Origin of the sequence: Klebsiella sp. 141161, from assembly GCF_050600815.1 — a bacterium.
GTDB lineage: Bacteria > Pseudomonadota > Gammaproteobacteria > Enterobacterales > Enterobacteriaceae > Klebsiella > Klebsiella aerogenes.
Genome location: NZ_JAQIRN010000003.1, coordinates 332199 through 354794, shown reverse-complemented (window position 1 = coordinate 354794; position 22596 = coordinate 332199). Strand labels below are relative to the sequence as shown.

The 22596-nt window shown below is 56.4% G+C and carries 22 protein-coding genes; 11 read left to right on the top strand and 11 right to left on the bottom strand.

Annotation, left to right across the window (positions count from 1 at the left end; genetic code table 11):
- Nucleotides 1–175 precede the first annotated feature (175 nt).
- Nucleotides 176–424 carry a DUF1158 domain-containing protein gene (locus tag PGR79_RS10015; protein ID WP_015367805.1) on the top strand — a complete coding sequence of 83 codons (249 nt, stop codon included), beginning with the start codon at nt 176–178 and terminating at the stop codon, nt 422–424.
- Nucleotides 425–481: 57 nt separating this feature from the next.
- Here PGR79_RS10015 and PGR79_RS10010 read toward each other — a convergent pair whose 3' ends face one another.
- Nucleotides 482–823 (bottom strand): RamA family antibiotic efflux transcriptional regulator, encoded by a 342-nt coding sequence (locus tag PGR79_RS10010; protein ID WP_015367806.1) that lies wholly within the window; start codon nt 821–823, stop codon nt 482–484.
- Nucleotides 824–855: 32 nt separating this feature from the next.
- Nucleotides 856–1971, bottom strand: coding sequence for an MBL fold metallo-hydrolase (locus PGR79_RS10005; RefSeq protein WP_162750178.1), 1116 nt, complete (start codon nt 1969–1971; stop codon nt 856–858).
- Nucleotides 1972–2144: 173 nt separating this feature from the next.
- Here PGR79_RS10005 and PGR79_RS10000 point away from each other — a divergent pair, with 173 nt between their 5' ends.
- The 3 genes from PGR79_RS10000 (at nt 2145) to nfsB (ending at nt 3868) form a co-directional block, all read left to right on the top strand.
- Complete coding sequence (locus PGR79_RS10000; RefSeq protein ID WP_087860289.1) at nt 2145–2726, top strand: TetR/AcrR family transcriptional regulator; 582 nt, start codon at nt 2145–2147, stop codon at nt 2724–2726.
- Nucleotides 2726–3094 (top strand): MmcQ/YjbR family DNA-binding protein, encoded by a 369-nt coding sequence (locus tag PGR79_RS09995; protein ID WP_113373809.1) that lies wholly within the window; start codon nt 2726–2728, stop codon nt 3092–3094. The genes PGR79_RS10000 and PGR79_RS09995 overlap by 1 nt, the downstream gene beginning before the upstream one ends.
- A gap of 120 nt (nt 3095–3214) precedes the next feature.
- The gene (gene nfsB / locus PGR79_RS09990) at nt 3215–3868 is read left to right on the top strand and encodes an oxygen-insensitive NAD(P)H nitroreductase (RefSeq protein WP_015367810.1); all 654 of its coding nucleotides are present in this window, start codon (nt 3215–3217) and stop codon (nt 3866–3868) included.
- A 105-nt stretch (nt 3869–3973) separates the two neighbouring features.
- On the opposite strand, the gene PGR79_RS09985 is transcribed toward nfsB, so the two are convergent.
- Together PGR79_RS09985 and PGR79_RS09980 are read right to left on the bottom strand one after the other, a co-directional pair.
- Nucleotides 3974–5011 carry a DUF2157 domain-containing protein gene (locus PGR79_RS09985; RefSeq protein ID WP_113373808.1) on the bottom strand — a complete coding sequence of 346 codons (1038 nt, stop codon included), beginning with the start codon at nt 5009–5011 and terminating at the stop codon, nt 3974–3976.
- Between the two features lie 24 nt (nt 5012–5035).
- Nucleotides 5036–5905 (bottom strand): helix-turn-helix transcriptional regulator, encoded by an 870-nt coding sequence (locus PGR79_RS09980; protein ID WP_162750177.1) that lies wholly within the window; start codon nt 5903–5905, stop codon nt 5036–5038.
- A 109-nt stretch (nt 5906–6014) separates the two neighbouring features.
- On the opposite strand from PGR79_RS09980, the gene PGR79_RS09975 reads away from it, so the two are divergent.
- From PGR79_RS09975 to PGR79_RS09965, 3 genes are all read left to right on the top strand, one after another.
- Complete coding sequence (locus tag PGR79_RS09975) at nt 6015–7442, top strand: MFS transporter (protein WP_087860292.1); 1428 nt, start codon at nt 6015–6017, stop codon at nt 7440–7442.
- A 77-nt stretch (nt 7443–7519) separates the two neighbouring features.
- Complete coding sequence (locus PGR79_RS09970; protein ID WP_015367814.1) at nt 7520–8764, top strand: mechanosensitive ion channel family protein; 1245 nt, start codon at nt 7520–7522, stop codon at nt 8762–8764.
- 133 nt (nt 8765–8897) lie between these two features.
- Nucleotides 8898–9314, top strand: a complete 417-nt coding sequence (locus PGR79_RS09965) for an Exc2 family lipoprotein (RefSeq protein WP_113373807.1) — start codon at nt 8898–8900, stop codon at nt 9312–9314.
- A 36-nt stretch (nt 9315–9350) separates the two neighbouring features.
- Here the strand turns inward: PGR79_RS09965 and pheP are convergent, their stop codons facing one another.
- The 5 genes from pheP to PGR79_RS09940 all read right to left on the bottom strand — a co-directional run bounded on the left by pheP (nt 9351) and on the right by PGR79_RS09940 (nt 17659).
- Complete coding sequence (gene pheP / locus PGR79_RS09960; protein WP_047054926.1) at nt 9351–10727, bottom strand: phenylalanine transporter; 1377 nt, start codon at nt 10725–10727, stop codon at nt 9351–9353.
- A 106-nt stretch (nt 10728–10833) separates the two neighbouring features.
- A complete protein-coding gene (locus tag PGR79_RS09955; protein ID WP_113373806.1) occupies nt 10834–13032 on the bottom strand; it encodes a TonB-dependent siderophore receptor in 2199 nt (732 codons plus the stop codon).
- A 59-nt stretch (nt 13033–13091) separates the two neighbouring features.
- Nucleotides 13092–14174, bottom strand: a complete 1083-nt coding sequence (locus tag PGR79_RS09950; RefSeq protein WP_113373805.1) for a YncE family protein — start codon at nt 14172–14174, stop codon at nt 13092–13094.
- 368 nt (nt 14175–14542) lie between these two features.
- The gene (locus PGR79_RS09945; RefSeq protein WP_113373804.1) at nt 14543–15847 is read right to left on the bottom strand and encodes an NAD(P)/FAD-dependent oxidoreductase; all 1305 of its coding nucleotides are present in this window, start codon (nt 15845–15847) and stop codon (nt 14543–14545) included.
- A 327-nt stretch (nt 15848–16174) separates the two neighbouring features.
- Nucleotides 16175–17659 carry an aldehyde dehydrogenase family protein gene (locus PGR79_RS09940; protein WP_430921582.1) on the bottom strand — a complete coding sequence of 495 codons (1485 nt, stop codon included), beginning with the start codon at nt 17657–17659 and terminating at the stop codon, nt 16175–16177.
- 158 nt (nt 17660–17817) lie between these two features.
- Between PGR79_RS09940 and PGR79_RS09935 the strand changes: the two genes are divergently transcribed.
- The 4 genes from PGR79_RS09935 (at nt 17818) to PGR79_RS09920 (ending at nt 21903) form a co-directional block, all read left to right on the top strand.
- Complete coding sequence (locus PGR79_RS09935) at nt 17818–19119, top strand: NAD(P)/FAD-dependent oxidoreductase (RefSeq protein ID WP_113373802.1); 1302 nt, start codon at nt 17818–17820, stop codon at nt 19117–19119.
- A 13-nt stretch (nt 19120–19132) separates the two neighbouring features.
- The gene (locus tag PGR79_RS09930) at nt 19133–19498 is read left to right on the top strand and encodes a cupin domain-containing protein (RefSeq protein WP_430921580.1); all 366 of its coding nucleotides are present in this window, start codon (nt 19133–19135) and stop codon (nt 19496–19498) included.
- A gap of 373 nt (nt 19499–19871) precedes the next feature.
- A complete protein-coding gene (locus PGR79_RS09925) occupies nt 19872–21371 on the top strand; it encodes an APC family permease (protein ID WP_087860299.1) in 1500 nt (499 codons plus the stop codon).
- Nucleotides 21349–21903: a DUF3156 family protein gene (locus PGR79_RS09920; RefSeq protein WP_113373800.1), complete on the top strand. Its 555-nt coding sequence runs from the start codon at nt 21349–21351 to the stop codon at nt 21901–21903. The genes PGR79_RS09925 and PGR79_RS09920 overlap by 23 nt, the downstream gene beginning before the upstream one ends.
- Nucleotides 21904–21921: 18 nt before the next feature.
- On the opposite strand, the gene PGR79_RS09915 is transcribed toward PGR79_RS09920, so the two are convergent.
- Both PGR79_RS09915 and PGR79_RS09910 read right to left on the bottom strand, forming a co-directional pair.
- Nucleotides 21922–22284, bottom strand: a complete 363-nt coding sequence (locus tag PGR79_RS09915) for a helix-turn-helix domain-containing protein (RefSeq protein WP_172408062.1) — start codon at nt 22282–22284, stop codon at nt 21922–21924.
- Nucleotides 22285–22587 (bottom strand): type II toxin-antitoxin system HigB family toxin, encoded by a 303-nt coding sequence (locus PGR79_RS09910; protein ID WP_045393363.1) that lies wholly within the window; start codon nt 22585–22587, stop codon nt 22285–22287. It lies immediately after the preceding gene.
- Nucleotides 22588–22596 lie beyond the last annotated feature (9 nt).

Sequence of the window (22596 nt, the reverse complement as noted above, 5' to 3'; positions counted from 1 at the left end):
TTACATCCAGGTGAAATTAACTTAATCACAAATATTACCCAATAAATTAACAGAGGGTTTTTATTAATAATATTAGAAATAATATGAATGACGTAAATTAATCAGCAGATAAAGCATATTGCGTTAACGGACTTTTTACCGGACAATATGTTTTTAACTGACGATTAACATCATAATGAAACACCCGCTGGAAACGTTATTATCCGCCGCCGGCATTTTGCTGTTAGCCCTGATCTCGTGCTTGCTGTTGCCGGCGCCCTCGCTCGGCCTGACGCTGGCGCAAAAGCTAGTCACATCCTTCCACCTGATGGATCTCAACCAGCTCTATACTTTGATCTTCTGCCTGTGGTTCTTAGCGCTGGGGGTAGTTGAGTATCTGGTATTGCGCTGGATATGGCGCCGCTGGTTCTCGCTGGCAGATTAAGCCGCAAGCGAGCAAAAAAAAGCCCGCCGAAGAGGCGGACTGGTATGCGACCGGCGCTCAATGCGCGCGACTGTGGTTCTCTTTGCGATACGCGCCCGGCGGCTGATTGAAAGTACGGGTAAAGATGCGGGTAAAGGTTTGCTGAGAATCAAAGCCGTATTTCAGGCAGATATCATAAACCCGCTGGTCGGTATCTCGCAGGTCGCGCGCCGCCAGCAGCAGTTTACGCTCGCGAATGTAGCGCCCGAGACTTTCCCCTTTGTACTGTAAAAACAGCCGTTGCAGATGCCATTTTGAGTATCCGGCATGGCGCGCAATATCATCAATTCGCAGCGGTTGATGCAGATTGTCATCAATCCATTCCACGATAGTGTCAATCACCTGAGCGGATATATTCATATCTCTTCTCTCCTCCTGAACCACTCTGGCGGTTAGCGCCACCAGGCGTTAAATGATTGTGTCTTATCAGCGACCCACACCGGTTCGCCCAGCATTGGCGTGACTAAACGCCACTCACGTCCTTCACTGGCTGCCGCCAGCCGCTGGTACGGATCGTCCCAGCTGTGTTTTGCCAGCACAAAGCGTCCGGCATGCCCCGGTAATACCGACCGGGCGCGTAAATCATCGGCGGCCTGCGCCGTTTCTTCCGGCATCATGTGGATGTATTTCCAGTCCTGGTCATATTGACCGTTTTCCATGATTGCCAGGTCGATGGGACCAAACTGCTCGCCAATGGCCTTAAAATGCGGGCCATAGCCGCTATCGCCGCTGTAATAAATCTTTTGCTGCGGGGTGACGAACAGGAAGCTGGCCCACAAGGTTTGGTTGCGTTTCAACCCGCGGCCGGAAAAATGGCGAGCCGGCAGCGCGTGTACGGTCAGTTCATCGCTGATTTTTACCGCCTGGTTCCAGTCCATTTCATCAATGATCGCCGCATCCATTCCCCAGTAGCGCAGATGCGAGCCGACGCCGAGCGGCGTCACCACGCGTTTAACTTTCGGCATCAGCGCTTTGATGGTGGCGTAGTCGAGATGGTCGTAGTGATCGTGGGAGATAATCAGCAGATCGATCTCCGGCATCCGCTGCGCGTTCCACGGATAATCACCGGGGAAAGCCTTATTGATGAAAGAAAACGGCGCGGCGTAATCGCTAAATACCGGGTCGATCAGGATACGTTTACCCGCCAGCTGCAGATACCACGATGAGTGACCGAGCCAGACCATCACGTCTTCACCAGAAGGTAGACCGGCAAGATCGGTATTCACCAGCGGCAACGGCTGCTGCGGGCGCGCGTTCTCTCGCTTCGTGACCAGAAAATCCCACCACGCGGCCAGCATGTTTTTCTGCCCGGTGAATCCCGGCGTCGGCAGTTGGTTATGGAACTGGCCGTCACGGTAGTTCGGCGACTGTTCGACAAGACTGAGCTGCGCACCCTGCGGCGCTTTGCCAAAACCGGCATTGAGAACAAACGGCAATGTCGTTGCTGCTGCTAATAACATAATGGCGACCACGCTAAAGGTGACACGGTTCATATCCTGACCAGACAAAAGCCCCATCCAGGGGACTTTATGATATAACTTGATTATGAGTGAGTAAGCACTCATTATTAGGAAGGAGTAGAAAATCGTCAAGACTATTTTCAATTTTTGACATCTGGCGTTGCAGTTGTGCGGTCCGCCGTGATTAGATCGAGGTTTAACTTTCAGCGAGGTAAAATGTAGTGGCTCGTCCTAAGAGTGAAGATAAAAAACAAGCGTTACTGGAAGCCGCCACGGCCGCTTTCGCCCAGTCCGGCATTGCCGCTTCAACATCGGCGATAGCCCGCAGCGCGGGGGTTGCTGAAGGAACGCTGTTTCGCTATTTCGCCACTAAAGATGAGTTGCTCAACGAGTTATACCTCGCCATTAAGATGCGCTTAGTACAGACGATGATCGACGGGCTCAATCCTGACGAAAAGCGCCCGAAAGAGAACGCGCGCAACATCTGGAACAGCTATATCGACTGGGGGATGCGTAACCCTATGGAATACCGCGCCATTCGCCGCATGGCATTGAGCGAACGCATCACCGATGAAACCCGCAGCCAGGTTAAAGAGAGTTTTCCCGAGCTGAACGAGATGTGTCAGCTGTCGGTGAAAGCGGTTTTCCTTAGCGACGCCTATCGCGCCTTCGGCGATGCCCTGTTCCTGTCGCTGGCCGAAACCACCATCGAGTTCGCCAGCCACGACCCGCAGCGCGCTCGAGAAATCATCGCCCTCGGTTTTGAGGCTATGTGGAATGCGCTGCATGAGAATGAGCATTAATGGATAACGAAGCGCTACACCATCACGCGCAGCGTATCGCGCTGACCTACCCTTTTACCGAACACTGCTGGCCGTTTGGCCCAGAGTATGACGTGTTTAAAGTCGGCGGGCGGATTTTCATGCTGACCATGACCCTTCGCGGGCGGGCGATCGTTAACCTGAAGGCCGAACCGCAAAAATCGCTGCTCAATCAGCAAATTTACCGCAGTATCGAGCCGGGCTATCACATGAACAAAAAGCACTGGATCACCGTGGTGCCGGGCGAGGATATCAGCGAGGATTTACTTGCCGAGCTTATTGATGACTCGTGGAATCTGGTGGTGGATAAGCTGGCGAAAAAAGACCAACATCGGCTACGTCCCGGCTGATTTTCAAATAAATGCGATAAGTGTTATCGCATTTTTCACTCTTATCATTTCCCGCGCATCGCTGTACTCTTCCTCCCACGAAATGTGCCCGTAAGGGGCTGAAAATTGTGAGGAAGAGTCATGGATATTATCTCAGTTGCCTTAAAACGTTACTCTACTAAGGCTTTCGATCCGGCGAAAAAACTGACGGCCGAACAGGCGGAAAACCTGAAAACGCTGCTGCAATATAGCCCGTCGAGCACCAACTCCCAGCCGTGGCACTTTATCGTCGCCAGCAGCGATGAGGGGAAAGCCCGCGTCGCGAAAGCGGCCAGCGGCACCTACGTGTTCAACGAACGTAAAATCCTCGACGCTTCCCACGTTGTCGTGTTCTGTGCGAAAACCGCGATGGACGATGCGTGGCTGGAAAAAGTCGTTGATCAGGAAGATGCCGATGGCCGTTTTGCCACTCCTGAAGCCAAAGCCGGTAACCACAAAGGCCGCACCTTCTTTGCCGATATGCACCGCAAAGAGCTGAAAGATGACGATCAGTGGATGGCGAAGCAGGTTTATCTTAACGTGGGCAACTTCCTGCTCGGCGTGGCGGCAATGGGTCTGGATGCGGTGCCGATCGAAGGCGTCGATTTCGCCATCCTCGACGAAGAGTTTGGCCTGAAAGCGCAAGGTTATACCAGCGTAGTCGTGGTGCCGGTCGGTCATCACAGCGTGGAGGACTTCAACGCCGCACTGCCGAAATCCCGCCTGCCGCAGTCTACCACCATCACAGAGATCTAATCTCCGCGCGCTGCCCTCCCCGGATGGCGGCGCTTTGCGCCTTATCCGGGCTACGGTCCAGTACTCAGTTGGTAGCCCCGGTAAGCGTAGCGCCACCGGGGAAGGTTACTTTTTCTCCCCCTCTCCGGCGTGCCAGATCCGCTCGGCGTAGCGGCCAATCATCGCCAGCGATACCGCCAGGATCAGGAAGAACACCACCTTGTGCAGGCTGTACCAGAAGAATTCGAAAAAGCGAGTGTAGAGGTTGATGGCGAGAAACGTCAGGCCAAATCCACGCAGCATGCCATCGTCGGTTTTCAGGCTGATATAAATACACAGCACCGCCGCCAGCGCAAACAGCAGTCCCCACGGCAGCAGTTGCGCCTGACTGACCCCATACCAGCTCTCGGAATCGTAGTTGCCGAAAATCGACAGGATCCACAGCGCGACAAACAGCCAGGTCAGCCCCATCGCCTTACTGACGGTAAACAACTGCCGCTGGCGTAATACATTTTGCATCAAGTAGCACAGCGCCAGCAGCACGCCGCCGAACAGCACGAAACGAATCGGGAAGCTCATCCCCAGCCAGTAGGCGCCCCAACCTGATACATAGCCGGTTTCCGCGCCAAACCAGTTCCCCAGCGCCAGCAGAAAGAACAGCCACACCAGCCCGGAACGGGCGAAATACCCTATCAGGCCGTAAATCGCGCAGCCGAGCAGTATCAGCGGCGCCACGTGGCCGCTGCCGTCGTCCAGCCGATCGCCTAGCTGCCACAAGGCAATGGCGGTGCAAATCACGCCGAGGAACAAAATCGCCTCGGTGCTATAGTGCCACTGCGCTTCGCGACGCTGACGGCGGAACCCCCAATAATAAAATGCGATGGCCAGCAGCGTCGGCAGGATAATGCGCGCGACAGCGGAGTCGCTGAACAGATTGATAATCGCCGTAATCAATTCGGCGTCGGCGAACAGACTCCCCAGCGCAATCAGTACGCAGGCCATCGCGGTCCAGAAGGCATAGCGGCTCAGGCGCTGCCAGTCGAAAGCGCGAACAGATAGCGACGCTGACAGCCGTTGGCCGTCGCTGCTGTTCAGGATCCCCTCCTGCTGCCATTGCTCGATAGCACGTTGAATAATCCGCTGCTGCTTGCGGGTGACGTTCATAAGCGTTCCTTGTCCATTGCGGGCTTAGCCCTGTTGATCCAGCCAGGCCAGCGCCTGTTCTCCGGTTTCATCCAGCGGTAAATAGACCAGCAGACGCGAACCGTTGCGCGGCGCGGAATACCAGTACATTTGCTGCAGACTAAAGCGCCCGAGCTGCGGATGGTTAAAATTTTTCACCTGGTTTTCGACGCCGCGTACCTCGTAGCGCTGGTGCCATAGCGCTTCAAACTCCGCCGAGGCGGCGAAAAAACGCGCCAGCTTATCTTCCCACTCTGGCGAGCCGCGATGCTCAGCCATCGCCGCGCGAAAATAGGAAACAAAAGTGGGCAACACATCGCGATTTTCAATGCGGCTACGCCAGGTTTCGCAGGTGAGATAGAGATAAATGCAATTGCGGTCTTCTTCGGCAATCGTCGCGAAATCAACGCCCATCAGGCGGCAAAAGCTGTCGTTCCAAGCGACGATATCAAAGTTTGGTTTCTGAATGCTGGCGGGCTGCGGCATCAGGCTATCAAGCATGCGTCGGGTTCCGGGACTGATCCCCTCGCAGACCGTGGCCTGCGTGTTCTCCGGCGGCGTTAAGCCTGCCAGAACGAACAGATGACGGGTTTCCAGCGGGCTGCACTGAAGCGCGCTGGCCACGCCGCTTAATACCGCCGCCGACGGATTCACTTCCCGCCCCTGCTCAAGCCAGGTATACCAGGTCACGCCGACGTCCGCCAACATCGCCACCTCTTCCCGGCGCAGGCCCGGCGTCCTTCGCCGCCCGACGCGCGGCAGGCCGAGGCGCTGCGGGTCAAGACTTTCGCGGCGGGCGCGCAGAAATGCCCCCAGCTGTTTACGGCTATCATCGGGCGCGAGGTTCGGGGCCTCACGTTGCAGTATTAGCGACATCGTTCCTCCAGCATGGTAGTACCAATACCAGTATAGACAGGAACTGGTACCCGTTTAATTAATCGGTGATGCTACGGCCATACGCTGAATGACGCAATGGAGAGATCCGATGAATTCGTCTGCTGTTTCACCCGGCCGCGCCGGTTTACTGCTGTTACTGACCGGCCAGATGCTGCCGTTAATCGATACCTCGATAACCAACGTGGCGCTGGACTCGATCACCCACTCCCTCGATGCCAGCGCCACCCAACTGGAGCTTATCGTCGCGCTGTACGGCGTGGCCTTTGCCGTCTGCCTGGCGATGGGCAGCAAACTGGGCGATAACTATGGACGCCGCCGCCTGTTCCTGTGGGGCGTGGCGGTATTCGGCATCGCCTCGCTGCTATGCGGGATGGCTAACTCAATCACTACCCTGCTGGCCGCGAGAACGCTGCAAGGCGCGGGCGCCGCGCTGATCGTGCCGCAAATACTCGCCACCCTGCACGTCACCCTGAAAGGTACCGCCCACGCCCGGGCGATAAGCCTCTACGGCGGTATCGGCGGCATCGCGTTTATCGTCGGCCAGATGGGCGGCGGTTGGCTGGTCTCCGCCGATATCGCCGGGCTCGGCTGGCGTAACGCCTTCTTTATCAACGTCCCTATCTGCCTGCTGGTGTTAGCTTTTAGCCGCCGCTATGTGCCGGAAACCCGCCGCGAAAGCCATTCCAGCATCGATTGGCAGGGAACGTTCAGCCTGGCGTTAATCCTCTGCTGCCTGCTGTTCCCGATGGCGCTGGGGCCGGAACTGCACTGGCCATGGGAGCTACAGCTGCTTTTGCTGGCCGTACTCCCCCTGCTCGGCTGGATGCGCCTGAGCGCGCTGCGTAAGCAGCAGCGCGGCGAGCAACCGCTGCTGCCGCCGCGGCTGTTGAAGCTCACCAGCATCCGTTTTGGTATGGCTATCGCGCTGCTGTTCTTCAGCGCCTGGTCCGGCTTTATGTTTTGTATGGCGCTGACCATGCAGGCCGGGCTTGGGATGGCGCCGTGGCAGTCCGGCAACAGTTTTATCGCTCTCGGGGTGGCCTATTTTATCTCCGCGCTGTACGCGCCGAAGCTTATCGCTCGCTATAGTATGGGGCGGATTTTGCTGATTGGCCTGGCGGTGCAGATTAGCGGCCTGCTGATGCTGAGTGTCACCTTTTATCAATTTAGCCTGCGGACCACGACGCTGGCGCTGGTGCCCTCCACCGCGCTGGTCGGCTATGGCCAGGCGTTAATCGTCAACAGTTTCTATCGTATCGGGATGCGGGACATTCGCGCCTGCGACGCCGGGGCCGGTAGCGCCATTCTCAGTACCCTGCAGCAGGCGACGCTGGGGCTGGGGCCGGCCATTCTCGGCTCGCTGTTCTTAACCCTGGCCCAGCGCGGCGGTGGTGACTATGCGCAGGCGCTGATCGTCTTCCTGCTGGTCGAGGTGGCGATGATGCTGCTGCTGGGCGCTATAGCCCTCTGGCTGCGCCATCACCTGAATCTGCAGCCGGCGGCGACAGCGTCCTGATTCACAACTGTGTAACCTCTGATTTGCATAATAGTCATCCAGCGGTCATCATAACCGCTGGATGTACAGGAGACGTTATGCAGGAATTAATATCGCAAATCGCCGCATTAGGCATCAAAATCACCCCAACCACCTCGCTCATCATTACTTTTGGCATTATTTTTCTGACGGCGATTGTCGTTCATCTCATTCTACATAAAGTGGTACTACGCACCTTCGAAAAGCGGGCGCAGGCCAGCAGCCATTTATGGCTGCAGATCATCACGCAAAATAAACTTTTCCACCGCCTGGCGTTCACCCTACAGGGGATTATCGTCAACGTTCAGGCCGTGCTCTGGCTGCAGAAAGGCAGCGAAGCGGCGGAAATTTTATCCACCTGCGCGCAACTGTGGGTCATGGTTTACGCCATGCTCTCCTTCTTCTCGCTGCTGGACGTGATTTTCAATCTGGCGCAAAAATTCCCAACTGCCTCGCAGCTGCCGCTTAAAGGCATCTTCCAGGGTATTAAACTGGTTACGGCGATTATTATCGGCATTCTGATCATATCGCTGCTGATTGGCCAGTCGCCGGCGATTCTCATTAGCGGTCTTGGCGCGATGGCCGCCGTACTGATGTTAGTATTTAAAGACCCGATTCTTGGCCTGGTGGCCGGCATCCAGCTTTCCGCCAACGACATGCTCAAACTCGGCGACTGGCTGGAGATGCCGAAATATGGCGCCGATGGCGCGGTTATTGATATCGGCCTGACCACGGTAAAAGTGCGCAACTGGGATAACACTATCACCACAATCCCCACCTGGTCGCTGGTCTCGGATTCGTTTAAAAACTGGAGCGGGATGTCGGCCTCCGGCGGTCGTCGCATTAAGCGCAGCCTGAACATCGATACCACCAGCATCCATTTTCTTGACGAGCAGGAGCAGCAGCGGCTGATTCAGGCCAAATTGCTGAAGCCGTATATGGACTCGCGCCATCAGGAAATTAACGAGTGGAACCAACAGCACGCTAATGAACCCTCGGTGCTTAACCTGCGCAAAATGACCAATATCGGCACCTTCCGCGCCTATCTGCAGGAGTATCTGCGCAACCACCCTCGGCTACGTAAGGATATGACCATGATGGTGCGCCAGCTAGCGCCGGACGCTAACGGCCTGCCGATTGAGATCTACTGCTTCACCAATACCGTGGTGTGGGCGGAGTATGAAGGCATTCAGGCGGATATCTTCGACCATATCTTTGCGGTGGTTGACGAGTTCGGCCTGCGTATTCACCAGACGCCAACCGGCAACGACATTCGTTCACTGTCGGGCGCGCTGTCGTCCTGATTCCCGGCTGGCGCGCATTGCGGGCGCCAGCGTACTCTCACTCCACTATCATTTCTCAGGGCTAGCCGTCGACACTGTTTAAGGAGATGATCTTTTCACCAACATGGATTATCGCCAAAGGACGCTCTGCATAATGAAATTAACCACAACGTTTGTCGCGCTTGGCTGCGCTTTAGCACTCCTCTCCGGTTGCACCTCATCGAAGACCTCGCCAGAACGCCATGCTTACAGCTTCGTGTCTCATCGTTCTGATTTCGTCGGCGGCAATTTCACCGTTAACCGTCAGCAAAATTATCAGATGAACCTGCCTAACTTCCGCGATATCTACGCCCGCGGGCAAGAAGATCGGAAAAAAGGGGTGAGTGAAAGCGATGCGCAGCAAGTTGCCGACGCCATTAAGCAACAGGCGCTGGAAGGGGTGAAGTCGCAACACTCCTTCAACGGTAATGCGAGCGATCGGTGGAGCGAAACGATGGAAGCGAAGGATGCTCGTCTGTTTGGCAATGAGCTGGCTGGCGCCTATCTGGATGGCTTCCACGGGATAAAATAAGTTATGTCGCCCCGCCATTCCGCGGGGCGATAAGCCTTACGCCGGGCGGCGCAGCAGTTTGAAAGCGGCAAACAGGAAGATAATCCACACCGGCAGCAATATCGCCGACAGACGCATCCCGTCAATGGTGCACATCAGCACCAGAATCAAACCGAGAAAAGCGATGCAAAAGTAGTTGCTGGCTGGCGCCAGTAACGCTTTGAACTTAGACTCGCGACCTTTACGACGCTGCGCGGCGCGAAACTTCAGGTGCGCCATACAGATCATTATCCAGTTCAGCAGCAGCGTCGCCACTACCAGCGCCATCAGCAACCCCAGCGCTTCATGCGGCAGCAGATAGTTCAGTACCACCACCAGCGAGGTAATGACGCCCGACAGCAGCAGCGAATTCACCGGCACGCCGCGTTTGCTCACGCGGGCGAGAAACTTCGGCGCGTTGCCTTGTACCGACAACCCGAACAGCATGCGGCTGTTAGAATAGACGCCGCTGTTATAGACCGACAGCGATGCCACCAGAATGACGAAATTCAGCGCGGAAGCCACCACGTTGCTGTCAAGATTATGGAAAATCATCACAAACGGACTACTATCGGATTTGATCTCTACCCACGGATAAAGCGCCAGCAGCACCACCAGCGAGCCGATGTAAAACAGCAGGATACGGTAAACCACCTGGTTGACCGCTTTCGGAATGCTCTTTTCCGGATCCTGCGCTTCCGCGGCGGTAATGCCGATTAGCTCCAGGCCGCCAAAAGAGAACATAATGACCGCCAACGACAGCACCAGGCCATGCCAGCCGGTGGCGAGGAATCCACCGTGCTTCCACAGATTGTCGAATCCAGCCTTACTGCCGCCGTGGCCGCCGAACAGCATCCACAGGCCAAAGGCAATCATGCCGATAATCGCCAGTACTTTAATCAGCGCGAACCAGAACTCAGCCTCGCCGTACAGGCGCACGTTAACCAGGTTGACGGCGTTAATAATGATGAAGAAGGCCGCCGCCCAAACCCAGGTGGGAACATCAGGGAGCCAGTACTGCATATAAATCCCGGCGGCGGTTAGTTCCGCCATCCCTACCAGCACGAACATCACCCAGTAGTTCCAGCCAGAGAGAAAGCCGGCGAACGGGCCCCAGTATTTATAGGCAAAGTGGGCAAAAGAGCCAGATACCGGCTCTTCCACCACCATCTCGCCAAGCTGGCGCATAATCAGAAAAGCCACAATACCGGCCACGGCGTAACCCAGTAATACCGCCGGGCCAGCCATTTGAATCGCGGGACCAATGCCAAGAAACAGGCCGGTGCCAATCGCGCCGCCAAGGGCGATAAGTTGAATATGTCGGTTCTGTAAACCGCGATGAAGCGTCGGGCCGCTCTCTTCCACGGCATCCGACGACGTTGACGCGTCTTTCACGTCGTTCCCCTGTGTATTTTTGTGAAGGGGCACCTTTTATCACTTAGGGGGAATTGTCGCAAGTTGCACGGGGCAAGCATCAGCCGCCCGCCCCGCTTTTTTAGCGTTAGAAGTCGTAGCTCATTGAGACGCGAACGGTACGCGGATCGCCTTCGAACAGATAGGTTCCGGTATCGTCAATGCCGGACCAGTACTTCTCGTTGGTCACGTTGGTCACCCCGATGCGCCAGGTCATTTCGTTCTGGTCGGCGTTCAGGCGCATACGATAGCGCAGGCCTAAATCCAGGGTGGTGTAGCTATCCAGCTTCTTGGTGTTGGCCGCATCGGCATACTGCGAGCCGCTATGATTGACACGCGCTGTCGCGGTCAGGCCTTCCACCGGCTTAATATCATACTCGGCGCCGAGCACCGCGTAGAAATTAGCCACCCCGATGGCATCTTTACCATCGGTTGCGCCTTTAGCGGTTTTAGTCTGTTTGGCATCCAGCCACACCGTACTGGCGTTAAGACGCAGCCCCAGCATCGGCTCGCCGAAGACGTTCATCTCTACGCCGCGGTTACGCTGCTCGCCGTCGAGGCCGTAATTGCCAGAGGTATCGGAAATGGCGTTCGGTTTTTTGATTTCAAACAGCGCCAGCGATCCGCCGATCGTTCCGTAGTCGATCTTGACGCCCACTTCGTCCTGCTTCGAGTGCGCGATCCCGGTACTCTGCCCGGCATTGGCCGCCGTAGTCGGCGCCACAGAGCCCGGCTGCAGCGCTTCGGTATGGTTAGCATACAGCGACAGCTGCTCCCACGGCTTGTACACCAGGCCAAACGTCGGCATCCAGCGGCTTTGGGTATAACGCGAAGAGGTATCTTCCAGTCCAGTGGCGTTGCTGTAGTTGCGCACGACCACTTTCTGATGACGAGCAGCCGCGGTAAACAGCACCTTATCGTTAAAGAAGCCGAGAGTGTCGCTCAGCAGCCAGCCCTGCGTACGGCTGCGCGAGGTGACCAGCGGATCGTGGTAGTTGCCGCCAAAATAGGCGTTATCCGGCATTGCCACATCGTGGTTGTCATAGATATTGGTGGTCGGATTCTTCGCCGACATCCGCCAGGCGGTCGCATCGGTATGCACCTGCGCCGCATAGCCGAGATTCACCTTATGCGAAATCGCGCCGGTATTGAAATCGCCGCGTACCCCGCCCATGCCGCTGATCGCGTCGATGATGCGGTTAGTATCAAGGCGGCCAACCGTTGCATCGCCGTTTTTATTGAGCAGCTTCGGCGCGCTGTAGGTGCCGATTTCATGCGAATGCTGACCGCCGAGGGCGCTGTATACCGTCCAGCTATCGCTCAGGTCATATTCCGCCTTCGCCATGCCGAACTCGCTTTCAATATCGCTATAGCCCCACTTCTGGCTGTAGTTTTTGCTGTTGTCCGGCAGCGCCGGGATGAAATCTACGCCGCTGATATTGACGCCCATCGTACCGCCGTGGAACGTTTTCTTCTGATAGCCGAAATCGAGCGAGGAGCGGAAACGATCGCCACGGTAATCAAGCCCCAGCGAAGCCAGCGTGGTACGGCGTTTATCGTTATCGATAGCGCCTTCGCCCTCGCGATGCACCAGGTTGACCCGGGCGCCGAACTGGTTGTTATCGCCGAAACGGCGTCCCAGGTCGAGGGTACCGCCAACCTGCGAATCAGAGGTATAGTCGACGCCAACACGTGCGGTCGGCAGATCTTCCGCCCGTTTCGGCTCGAGGTTAATCATCCCGCCGACGCCGCTGCTGGCCGCGCCGTTAAGCAGGCTGTTAGCCCCTTTGAAAATTTCAACGCGCTCCAGCATCTGAGTGTCCATCACCTGACGCGGCACCACGCCCGCCAGACCGCCCATGGTCATGTCATCGCCATCGAGCTTAAACCCGCGGATTCGATAGGTCTCGGCGAAGTTTCCGTAGCCCTGTACGGCCTGCACGCCTGCGTCGTTGCTGACGACATCGGCGATAGTTTTCGCCTGCTGGTCCTGAATCAGCTTCGAGGTATAGCCGATGACGTTAAACGGGACGTCCATCGCTTTTTGTTCGCCAAGCATCCCCAGACGGCCGCCGTGGGCGATCTGGCCGTCGAGGAATGCCGGTACCACCAGGTCGCCGCCGGATTTAAAATCGCCGTTTTCGTTAGCCTCGACGATGATGGTCTCTTCGCCAGGCTGCTCCGCGGCGGCAGCGTCAGCGGCCATCGCCGTTTGACTGGCGGCGCCGATGGCTAAGGCCAACAGCGTTTTACGCAGCGGGAAGGATGAATAGTGCGTGGTGTGCATAATTTGCCCCATGGATGAGGATAAATGGATCAAAGGACCCGTCGCCGGGCCAGTTATTTTTATTGCGCGTTCAGGTCGATACGTACGACGCTGTCCGGGCCTTTAGTGGAGTGGTCTTTATTGAAGGGCTGTTTGACGGTGACAAACAGCGTCTGACCATCGGCGGAAAGCAGCAGGCTGTTGGGATTGGCCGGCAGCGCCCAGCTTTTCTTCAGCGTGTAGCGGCTGGCGTCAAGGCTGATAACCTTGCCGGATTCACGCTGTGAAATATAAATTTCGTGGCGTTTCCCATTGAACTGCACCGCCAGCGAATCACCGACCTCGAGCTGTTTAAGCAGTCTGCCACTGTGGATATCCAACACCAGGGTGGTTTTCGCTTTCGAGTTATCGGTCACGAACAGACGACCGGTGTCACTATCTTCGGCCATATTAAGCAGCAGCGCCGGCTTGTCGCCCAACGGCTTCCAGCGCTGTTCAATGCGTTGGTTACGCGGGTTGATCACCAGAATTTCACCGCTGCCGTTGGCGGCGTATACGCGCCCGGTTTGTGCAGAATAGTGCAGGCCGGTCATCCATTTACCGGTGTTTTTAATCCGCGTTTTCAGCTTCATGGTAGTGGCGTCAACCACCCAGATTTGCGCCGGGTCGGCGACTGCGCCAACGTAGAGGGTATTATTTAGCAGCAGCAGCTGACGCGCCCCATAGGGGAGCCCTTTTTCATTGCGCTCGCTGAACAGCAGGCGGTTTTTTACCTTGCCGGTGGCGGTGTCGATAGCGCTGATGCCGCCGTCAAGCGAATTACTGACGTATAGCGTTTTACCATCCGCAGAGAGTTGCAAAGCGAAGTTTTTCAGATCGGTATGCGTCAGGCCGATGGTATTAAGGGTTTGCGGATCCAGCTTGTAAACCGCCCCGCCCTGCACATCTTTAAAGCCTTCGGCGCTGGCGACGTACAGCGCATCGCCCTGCGGGCTTAGCGCCATCTCGTACAACCCTTCCGCTAGCTGGCGCTGCAGCGGTTGCGCCACGTTAGCCGCAGGAGAGTTAACAACCGGTTGCGCAACGGCAGCGGAATGGTGAGTCGCGCAGCCGCCTAACGTCGCGCTGATGGCCAGCGCCAACGCCGGAAGAGTGTATTTCATTGGAACAACCCTATAAAAAATCAATGACCCGGTGGTCGCGCAGTGGCCGATATTGTGTGTTTCCGGCCTGCTGTCTTTGCGTCACCCTACGCCTTTGCTGTTCCTTGTGAACGACTCACTGGCGCAGATCGATCCCTGCTTAGCCTGCGAACAAAAAAGAGAATGAGAACTATACGCATTATCAGACGTCAGACAACCCCCGGCGGGCAAAAAAGATAATCTGCTGATTTTTTAACGTGGAATGGCGGATTGATAGGGGAAGAAAGAAACTTCGGGATCGATACATACCCGGATAGCGGCGCACTACGCCTTATCCGGGCGACAGGAGGCTATGCCGCACGCTTCTTGCGAAGGGCGGCTTAACACGCTTAATGCAATTTCAGGCGCGGGCGAATAATCCGGTTTATCCCCCCGGATAACATCATCAGGCCGGTTTTAAAATAACCGTGCAGCGTCACCTGATGCATCCGATACAACGAATCGTAAACCATCCGCGCAATACGGCCTTCGACCATCATCGGGCCAATCGGTAGATGTCCCATAATGCTGCCAAAGGTCGTGTAGCCGGAGAGAGAAACCAGCGAACCGCGATCGCGATAGGAGAACGATTTCAACTTATGCCCCTTCATGCGGGCGATAATGTTGTCGGCGGTCAAGAGCGCCATTTGATGCGCCGCCTGGCCGCGCGGCGGGATAAATCCACCTTCCGGACGCGGGCATGCCGCGCAGTCGCCGAAAGCAAAAATATCAGCGTCGCGCGTCGTCTGCAGCGTCGGGGTCACCACCAGTTGATTGATACGGTTGGTCTCCAGCCCGGCGATATCCTTCATGAAGTCCGGCGCTTTTATCCCCGCCGCCCAGACAATTAAACTCGCCTCGATAAACTGGCCATTTTTGGTCTGCAGGCCACCTTTTTCAACGCCGGTGATCATGGTATTGGTCATCACATTCACGCCAAGTTTACTCAGCTTTTCGTGCGCGGCGCGGGAAATCCGTTTTGGCAGTGCAGGTAAAATACCGCCGCCGGCTTCTATCAGACTGACATTTAACGCCTCGTTGGTCAGATCTTTATAACCGTAGCTGCGCAGTTCTTTCACCGCATTATGTAATTCAGCAGATAATTCAACGCCGGTAGCGCCACCGCCAACAATGGCAATATTGACCTTACCGGTCGTCTGCGGGTCGGCGGAATAGCGCAGAAATTGGTTCAGCATTTGCTGATGAAATACTTTTGCCTGCTCAGCGCTGTCGAGGAAAATACAGTGTTCTTTTACCCCTGGCGTATTAAAATCGTTCGACGTACTACCCAGCGCCATCACCAGCGTATCCCAGCGCAACTTGCGTTCCGGCACCAGTACTTCGCCCTGCTCATCCCGCAGCGCGGCGATAGTAATGGTCTTATTCTGCCTATCGATATCCATTACCGAACCGTGCTGGAAGGAAAAGTGGTGTTTGCTGGCATGGGCGAGGAAACTCAACGCATCCACGCCTTCATCCAGCGAACCGGTGGCGACTTCATGCAACAGTGGTTTCCACAGATGACTCTGGCTGCGATCGACAAGGGTAATATTCGCTTTCCGCCGACGCCCTAATTTACGTCCCAGCTGGGTCGCTAGCTCCAACCCGCCGGCGCCGCCGCCGACAATAACGATCTCTTTTAATAGCGTAGTCAAAGTGACCTCTCAAATAATTAATTAAATGTTAATTAAAAACTCTCAGATAATTTTTAGTTAACAATAATTCAAACAATAAAATGCCAGTCATCCATTAGATGATTACGGAGTGCATATTGGTAATCGCAAATTTAATTGGCGGCAATTTTTAATCGGGATATTATTGTACAAGTTTTCGGGCGTTTTCCTTGAACGCATCTTCGAGGTAAACAAAAAGGCCACTAAATTATTATTTAGCGGCCTGGCGGTGGGTTAGATAATAATAACCAGCAAGTCTTATCTTTCATTAATTAATAGTGATTAGCGGCATGCCGATATTCCTGTGGTTTAATAACGCATCATCACTGATTTAAGTTCGGTATAATCATCAATAAACGCGCTACCAAACTCACGGCCAATACCCGATCCTTTCATGCCGCCGAACGGCACTGCCGGGTCGAGGAAGGTATGCATGTTGACCCATACGATCCCGGCGTCAATGGCCTGCGAGTAGCGCAGCGCCTGGCGGATATTATCCGACCAGACGCTGGCCGCCAGTCCAAATGGGGAAGCATTAATTCGGGCCAGCGCTTCTTCTTCGCTGCGATAGCCAATAAAGCTGCATACCGGGCCGAAGGTCTCCTCGCGCATCAGGGTGCTCTCTTCGCTGCGCACCTTAACCGCCGTCGGCTGCAGGAAATAGCCCTCGCCAGGCAGCGCTTCGCCGCCGCAAACGATGGTATCACCCTCTTCGCGCGCGGTCTGAATGAGACGCAAGACTTTGTCATACTGCTGGCGGTTAGCCAGCGGCCCCATCAGCGTTTGTTCATCCAGCGGCGACCCCGGGGCGAAAGCGCTGAGCTTGTCTTTCAGCAGCGCCAGCACCGCATCCAGTTTTCCCTGCGGCAGATAAAAGCGCTCAGCGGCGGCGCAAATCTGCCCCTGGTTGAGGTAACCGGCTTCGATAATGCCGTTCACCATGGCCTCTGGCGGCAGGTCATCGAGGAACAGTGCGGCGTTTTTACCGCCCAACTCCAGCGTAACCCGTTTACCTGACGCACTGGCCGACTGCTGGACTTTTTCCCCGGTCGCCACCGAGCCGGTGAAGCTCACTTTGGCGCAGGCCGAATGCGTGATAAGGCGTTGGGCGATTTCGCCGCCGGCGCCGTTGACCACGTTAATCGCGCCATCCGGAATACCGGCTACCTTCGCCAGTTCCGCCACCCGCAGCAGCGTCAGCGGCGTATACTCGCTCGGCTTGAGGACGATAGTGCAGCCGCAGACCAGCGCCGCCGCCATCTTCCAGATGGCAATCATAATCGAGAAGTTCCACGGCACGATGCCGACCACCACGCCCAACGGCTGGCGGCGGGTAAAGGCGGTATATCTTTCCCCGGCCATCGACGGCAGTGACACATCCAGGGTTTCTCCGGTGATTTTCCCCGCCCAGCCGGCGAAGTAGCGCAAAAACGCTACCGACTGATCCAGCTCGAGCATCCGCGCCAGGGTGATGGTCTTACCGGAGCAGAGGCTTTCCAGTTGCGCCAGCTCTTCGCGATGCTCTGCCAGCGTGTCCGCCAGCTTTAGCAGCAGCGCGCCGCGGGCCAGCGTCGGCATCTCGCGCCACTGATTAAACGCCAGGCGGGCGCTCTCCATGGCGCGGTCCGCCTGGCCGACATCCGCCGCCGTGACTTCGGCGATTGACTCTCCGGTCGCTGGGTTTATCACAGCGAACGGCGCGCCGTGGCCCGCCTCACGATGGCCGGCAATAAACTGCCCGTGCGGCTGGCGTAAAAAGGCGGTCACTTCCGCCAGTATGGTTATCTCGCTCATCGTCAGCACCCGTTTTTTAGCAAAGTTAGCCCATCACAGCACGGTTGCGCCGCGCCGCCCATCGTTCTAAAGAACGTCATTCTTCCGGACGATATTCAACGCCCGCGCGGCGTGCTGTGATGAGGACATTGAGCCAGGCAAGACGACAGGGTAACGCGATGAATATTAAAATCGATGCGCTGAACTACTACGGCGCGACGAAGAAATACCAGCTCCATTTTCCGGCGCTGCGGGAAGATATCGAAGCCGATGTGGTGATTATCGGCGGCGGCTTTTCCGGTATTAACACCGCGCTGGAGTTGGCGGAACAGGGGATCACCAACGTGGTGGTGCTGGAAGCGCGCCATCTTGGCTATGGCGGCACCGGGCGCAACGGCGGCCAGGTGATGGCCGGGATCGGCCACGATATCGAAGCGGTGAAAAAACACGTCGGCAAAGAGGGGCTGGAGACGCTATTTAAAATCGCCAACCTCGGCGCGGGCATCATTCGCGAACGCATCCGCAAATACAACATCGACGCCGATTTCGTCCCCGGCTACGGCTACCTGGCCTATAACCAGCGGCAGCTCAAAACGCTACGCCAGTGGGAGAAGGAGTTTAAAGCCGCCACCCCGGATGAAGATATCGAACTGTATACCGGCAAAGAGGTACAGCAGGTGGTCGGCTCCGAGGTCTACTGCGGCGCGCTGAAACATATGGGCGGCGGGCAGATCCATTCGCTCAATATGCTGCTTGGTTCGGCGCAGGCCGCGCATTCTCTGGGGGTGAAGATTTTCGAATCCTCGCCGGTGGTGGAAGTGAATTACGGCAAACAGGTACGGGTGCGCACCGCGATGGGCAGCGTTAAAGCCGCCAAACTGCTGTGGGCCTGCGACAGCTTCCTCAACAATATGGAGCCGGAGATCTACAACAAAACGCTGGTCACTTACTCTTATCAGATATCGACCGAGCCGCTCTCCGATGAACTGATCGAGCGCATCAGCCCGCTGCGCGGCGCCTTCAGCGATATTCGCCCGGTGATTAACTACTACCGCGTCACCCGCGAAAACCGCCTGCTGTTCGGCAGCGCTACCCGCTTCGTGGAATATACGCCGAACGATTTCGCCGCCTGGAATCGTACGCTGCTGGCGGAGGTCTTCCCGTACCTGAAAGATGTGAAGATCGACTTCGCCTGGGGCGGGCCGATGGCCTGCAGCGCCAACCTGTTCCCACAGATCGGCACCTTACGCGACCATAACAACGTCTTTTACGTCCAGGGGTACTCCGGCTTCGGCGTCACCCCCTCGCACATCGTGTGCAAAATCCTCGCCGAAGGGATCAATGGCGGTTCCGACCGCTATCACCTGCTAAGCAGCATTCCCCACGCGACCATCCACGGCCGTGACAGCCTGCGTCTGTTATTAGTCACCGCCGGAAAACTGATGCATCAAACCGCCGGTTTCTGGAAAGGCCGGAGTTAATCAGGAGAACGCAATGTACGCTTTTAAACTCGAACAACCGGTACCTGAACTGCAGCCGATCGGCAGCGTAAGTCTGCTCGGCGCGACGCCGACCGCCGGCGACCCGCAGGTAGCGGGCGCGATGATATATGGCGAGCCGCAGGACGCCTTTACCTGCGGACTGTTTTCGTCCACCGAAGGGAGCTTCACCATGACCTATCCATTTACCGAACACGCCACCGTGCTGGAGGGCGAAGTAGAACTGACCGTCGCCGGCGGCGAGCCGCAGCGCTTCGCGCCGGGCGACAGCTGGTTTGTCAAACAAGGCACCGAAGTGGAGTGGAAAATTCTCACCCCGCGTTTCGTCAAACACTATCTGGCGAACATTGAGACGCGCTAACACGCTGATAATGCTCGGCGACGCATTGCGCCTTCTCCGGGCTACCAAATCGCACAGCGCTGTAGCCCCGGTAAGCGGCAGCGCCACCGGGGTTTTGAGGCCAAATTAAAGGCAGGCCGCACGGACCGTAGGCCGGGTAAGGCGCTAGCCGCCACCCGGCAGAAATACGCGCAACGTGGCAAGACAGATGGCCCCGGTTTTCGGGGCCATCTTGTTTATCAGTCGCCACATTCATGGACTACGTCACAGATTCACCCGTTGCTCTCCACCTTCCGGACGATATTCGTTGAGCAGGATGCCCGCCTAAATTATGACTATCCGGGAGTGGCGCTGGCTATTCCCTGCCCTCCCCTACATTGTGCAGAGGTTGACTATGTTTAGTAACAGACTCGCCAGCCATCTTGAACGCGGCGTCGTCGGCTTTCCGACGACCCTCGCCAGCTCGGTTGGGCTGATTATGGCAAGCCCGGTGATCCTGACGGTCACCAGCGGATTTGGCATGGGCGGCGACACCTTCGCGCTGGCGGTACTGCTGGCTTTTATTATGATGCAGGCGCAGGTCACTACCTTCGCCGAAGCCGCGACGTTAATCCCCACCACCGGTTCGGTGTACGACTATATCTCCTGCGGTATGGGCCGCTTCTTCGCCATTACCGGCGCGCTGTGCGCCTATCTTATCGTCCATATCTTCGCCGGAACCGCGGAGACCATTCTCGCCGGCATTATGGCGCTGGTGAACTTCGAATCGGTCAATGCGCAGATGGCCGCCCATCAAAACACCTGGATGGTGGGCGTCGGTATGGTGGTCATTTTCGGCCTGCTCAACGCCATTGGCGTGGAAATTTTCGGCAAGGTCGAAGTGGTGCTTACCTTTGGCATGTGGACGACGCTGACCATTTTCGGCCTGTGCGGCATTTTTATGGCGCCGGTGACTCACCTTTCCGGCTGGTTCGGCACGCCGCTGAACGTTAGCGATATCTCCGGCCTGTTCGGCTATATCGGCATGGCGATGTTTATGTTCGTCGGCTGCGAACTGGTGACGCCGATGGCGCCGGAAATCAAAAAAGCCCACCGCACCATTCCGCGGGCGATGGCGCTGGGTCTGCTGGGCGTCGCCAGCTGCATGTTTATCTACGGCGCGGCGATTAACCGCCAGGTGGAAAACGTGGTGGTCGATGCGGCGAATAACGTCCATCTGCTGGACACGCCGATGGCTATCCCGGCCTTCGCCGAGCGGGTGATGGGCCACGCCGGCCAGTATTGGCTCGGAGTCGGCCTGCTGCTGGCGGGCTGCGCCACGATTAATACCTTGATGGCCGCGGTGCCACGTATTATTTACGGTATGGCGCTGGACGGCGCGCTGCCGCGTTTTCTTACCTGGCTGCATCCGCGCTTCAAAACGCCGGTGATCGCGATTGCCATCGGCGTGGCCATCCCCTGCCTGCACGCCTGGTACCTGAACGGCGATCTGGACCGCATCGTGCCGCTGATCCTCGCCGCGGTCTGCGCCTGGGGCGTGGCCTATCTGTTGGTGACGCTGTCGGTGGTGATGCTGCGCATTCGCCGCCCGGACCTACCGCGCGCCTACCGCTCGCCGTGGTTCCCGCTACCGCAGATTATCTCCAGCGTCGGGATTATCATCGCTATCGTGAATATTACCCCACCGGGGATGGACAGCCGCGAGGTGCTGGTGCCGTTCGGGATTATGCTCGGCCTGACCGCCGCCTATGCCCTGTTCTGGACGCTGTGCGTACAGCGCGTTAATCCGTTCAAGCCGCTGGCGGTAGAAGAGGTGGTCGAGCGCGCTATCGGCAACTATGAGAAACAGACCCGCGGGGAGATGACGCCTGATGCCCTCCGTCCCCTGGTTTGAAACGCCATTAATGAACGCGGTGCAGCGCGATTTAGCGGGCTGGCCGAGCGAAAAACTGAGCGAAAGCAGCGCGATGTTGCGCTTGAACGACGCCACCTTCGTCACCTACAGGGTGCGTCAGAAGCGACTATTTATGGCCAGCATTCACAGCTGCGAGTTTGTCGTCGAGGGGCCGGTTACCCGGCCCGCTCGCGGTAAGATCCGCGCTCACCAATCCGGCTGGCTGAAACGTCAGCCAGTCCGCTTTATCGGCGGTAAAGAGAGCGCGGAACTCGCCGGCTATCTCAACGGTTTTCCTAATCTTCAGCAGACCTTAAGCGAGCTGGACTACCGCCGTTTTTCGTTGACCTTTGACGGTAGCGGCTGGCGCTGCTGCATTGAACCCTGGGCCGCCAGCGAAGTGGTCTGCAAAATGCCGCCGCTGCGCCGTTATCTGAAGCTCGAAGCGCAGCAGCGGATGCTGCTGCTCAGCGTGATGGCGATGATTAATCAGGCGGTAAGTCAGTGGATGATTGAAAAAACCAATGATTAAGAGCTTATGGCCATGACATCACGCACCGATCAGACTCTCCAGAGGAATGCCGAACTGTGCATGAAGCCGGCGAATCATCGGGAGCGTCAGGTTGCGCGTGCCATTGAGAATTTCATAAACGCGATTAGATTTACCAATCGCCGGTTCCAGATCTTTTACGGTAAGCCCCTGCTGCTCCATACGAAATTTTATGGCTTCAATGGGGGTGGGCGGCTCGATGGGATAGTGCCTTTTCTCATACTCTTCAATGAGCAAGCACATCACCTCAAAAAAATCGCCCTCTGGCGTATCAGGCGCTGGTTCATTATCAAAAAAAGGTTCAACCGCGCTTAACGCGGCTTCGTAATCTTGTTCAGTGCGGATAGGCTTAACATTCATCATTTACTTCCTCTCTATCGTCTCAGCGTTTATCACGTCATATTCCTTATGCGTTCCGATAAACTTAACGAACATCCATCCCCGCAGATAAGCAACAGCTACAATTAACCGATAATCATTTCCCTTTATGTTGAATACCACCCGCTTATTTTTCAATATGCTTGCGCTGCGGTATTGGTCCTTGATCTCCGCCGGGGTTTTCCAGTCAGCCTTTATTGCCTCGTCCACCCAAGCCTTTAGCGGTTGTTCCGCGTCGGGATTCTCCGCCCAGAAATCCCTGAGTACTTTCACTGAGATTATCTTCATGGACGGATA

Coding starts and splice junctions, on each gene's coding strand:
- PGR79_RS09935 (WP_113373802.1), top strand. CDS start 17,818: ATGAATATTAAAATCGATGCGCTGAACTACTACGGCGCGACGAAGAAA.
- PGR79_RS09965 (WP_113373807.1), top strand. CDS start 8,898: ATGAAATTAACCACAACGTTTGTCGCGCTTGGCTGCGCTTTAGCACTC.
- PGR79_RS09950 (WP_113373805.1), bottom strand. CDS start 14,174: ATGAAATACACTCTTCCGGCGTTGGCGCTGGCCATCAGCGCGACGTTA.
- nfsB (WP_015367810.1), top strand. CDS start 3,215: ATGGATATTATCTCAGTTGCCTTAAAACGTTACTCTACTAAGGCTTTC.
- PGR79_RS09940 (WP_430921582.1), bottom strand. CDS start 17,659: ATGAGCGAGATAACCATACTGGCGGAAGTGACCGCCTTTTTACGCCAG.
- PGR79_RS10015 (WP_015367805.1), top strand. CDS start 176: ATGAAACACCCGCTGGAAACGTTATTATCCGCCGCCGGCATTTTGCTG.
- PGR79_RS09920 (WP_113373800.1), top strand. CDS start 21,349: ATGCCCTCCGTCCCCTGGTTTGAAACGCCATTAATGAACGCGGTGCAG.
- PGR79_RS09970 (WP_015367814.1), top strand. CDS start 7,520: ATGCAGGAATTAATATCGCAAATCGCCGCATTAGGCATCAAAATCACC.
- PGR79_RS09980 (WP_162750177.1), bottom strand. CDS start 5,905: ATGTCGCTAATACTGCAACGTGAGGCCCCGAACCTCGCGCCCGATGAT.
- PGR79_RS09925 (WP_087860299.1), top strand. CDS start 19,872: ATGTTTAGTAACAGACTCGCCAGCCATCTTGAACGCGGCGTCGTCGGC.
- PGR79_RS09930 (WP_430921580.1), top strand. CDS start 19,133: ATGTACGCTTTTAAACTCGAACAACCGGTACCTGAACTGCAGCCGATC.
- PGR79_RS09975 (WP_087860292.1), top strand. CDS start 6,015: ATGAATTCGTCTGCTGTTTCACCCGGCCGCGCCGGTTTACTGCTGTTA.
- PGR79_RS09985 (WP_113373808.1), bottom strand. CDS start 5,011: ATGAACGTCACCCGCAAGCAGCAGCGGATTATTCAACGTGCTATCGAG.
- PGR79_RS09915 (WP_172408062.1), bottom strand. CDS start 22,284: ATGATGAATGTTAAGCCTATCCGCACTGAACAAGATTACGAAGCCGCG.
- PGR79_RS09995 (WP_113373809.1), top strand. CDS start 2,726: ATGGATAACGAAGCGCTACACCATCACGCGCAGCGTATCGCGCTGACC.
- PGR79_RS10010 (WP_015367806.1), bottom strand. CDS start 823: ATGAATATATCCGCTCAGGTGATTGACACTATCGTGGAATGGATTGAT.
- PGR79_RS09955 (WP_113373806.1), bottom strand. CDS start 13,032: ATGCACACCACGCACTATTCATCCTTCCCGCTGCGTAAAACGCTGTTG.
- PGR79_RS09910 (WP_045393363.1), bottom strand. CDS start 22,587: ATGAAGATAATCTCAGTGAAAGTACTCAGGGATTTCTGGGCGGAGAAT.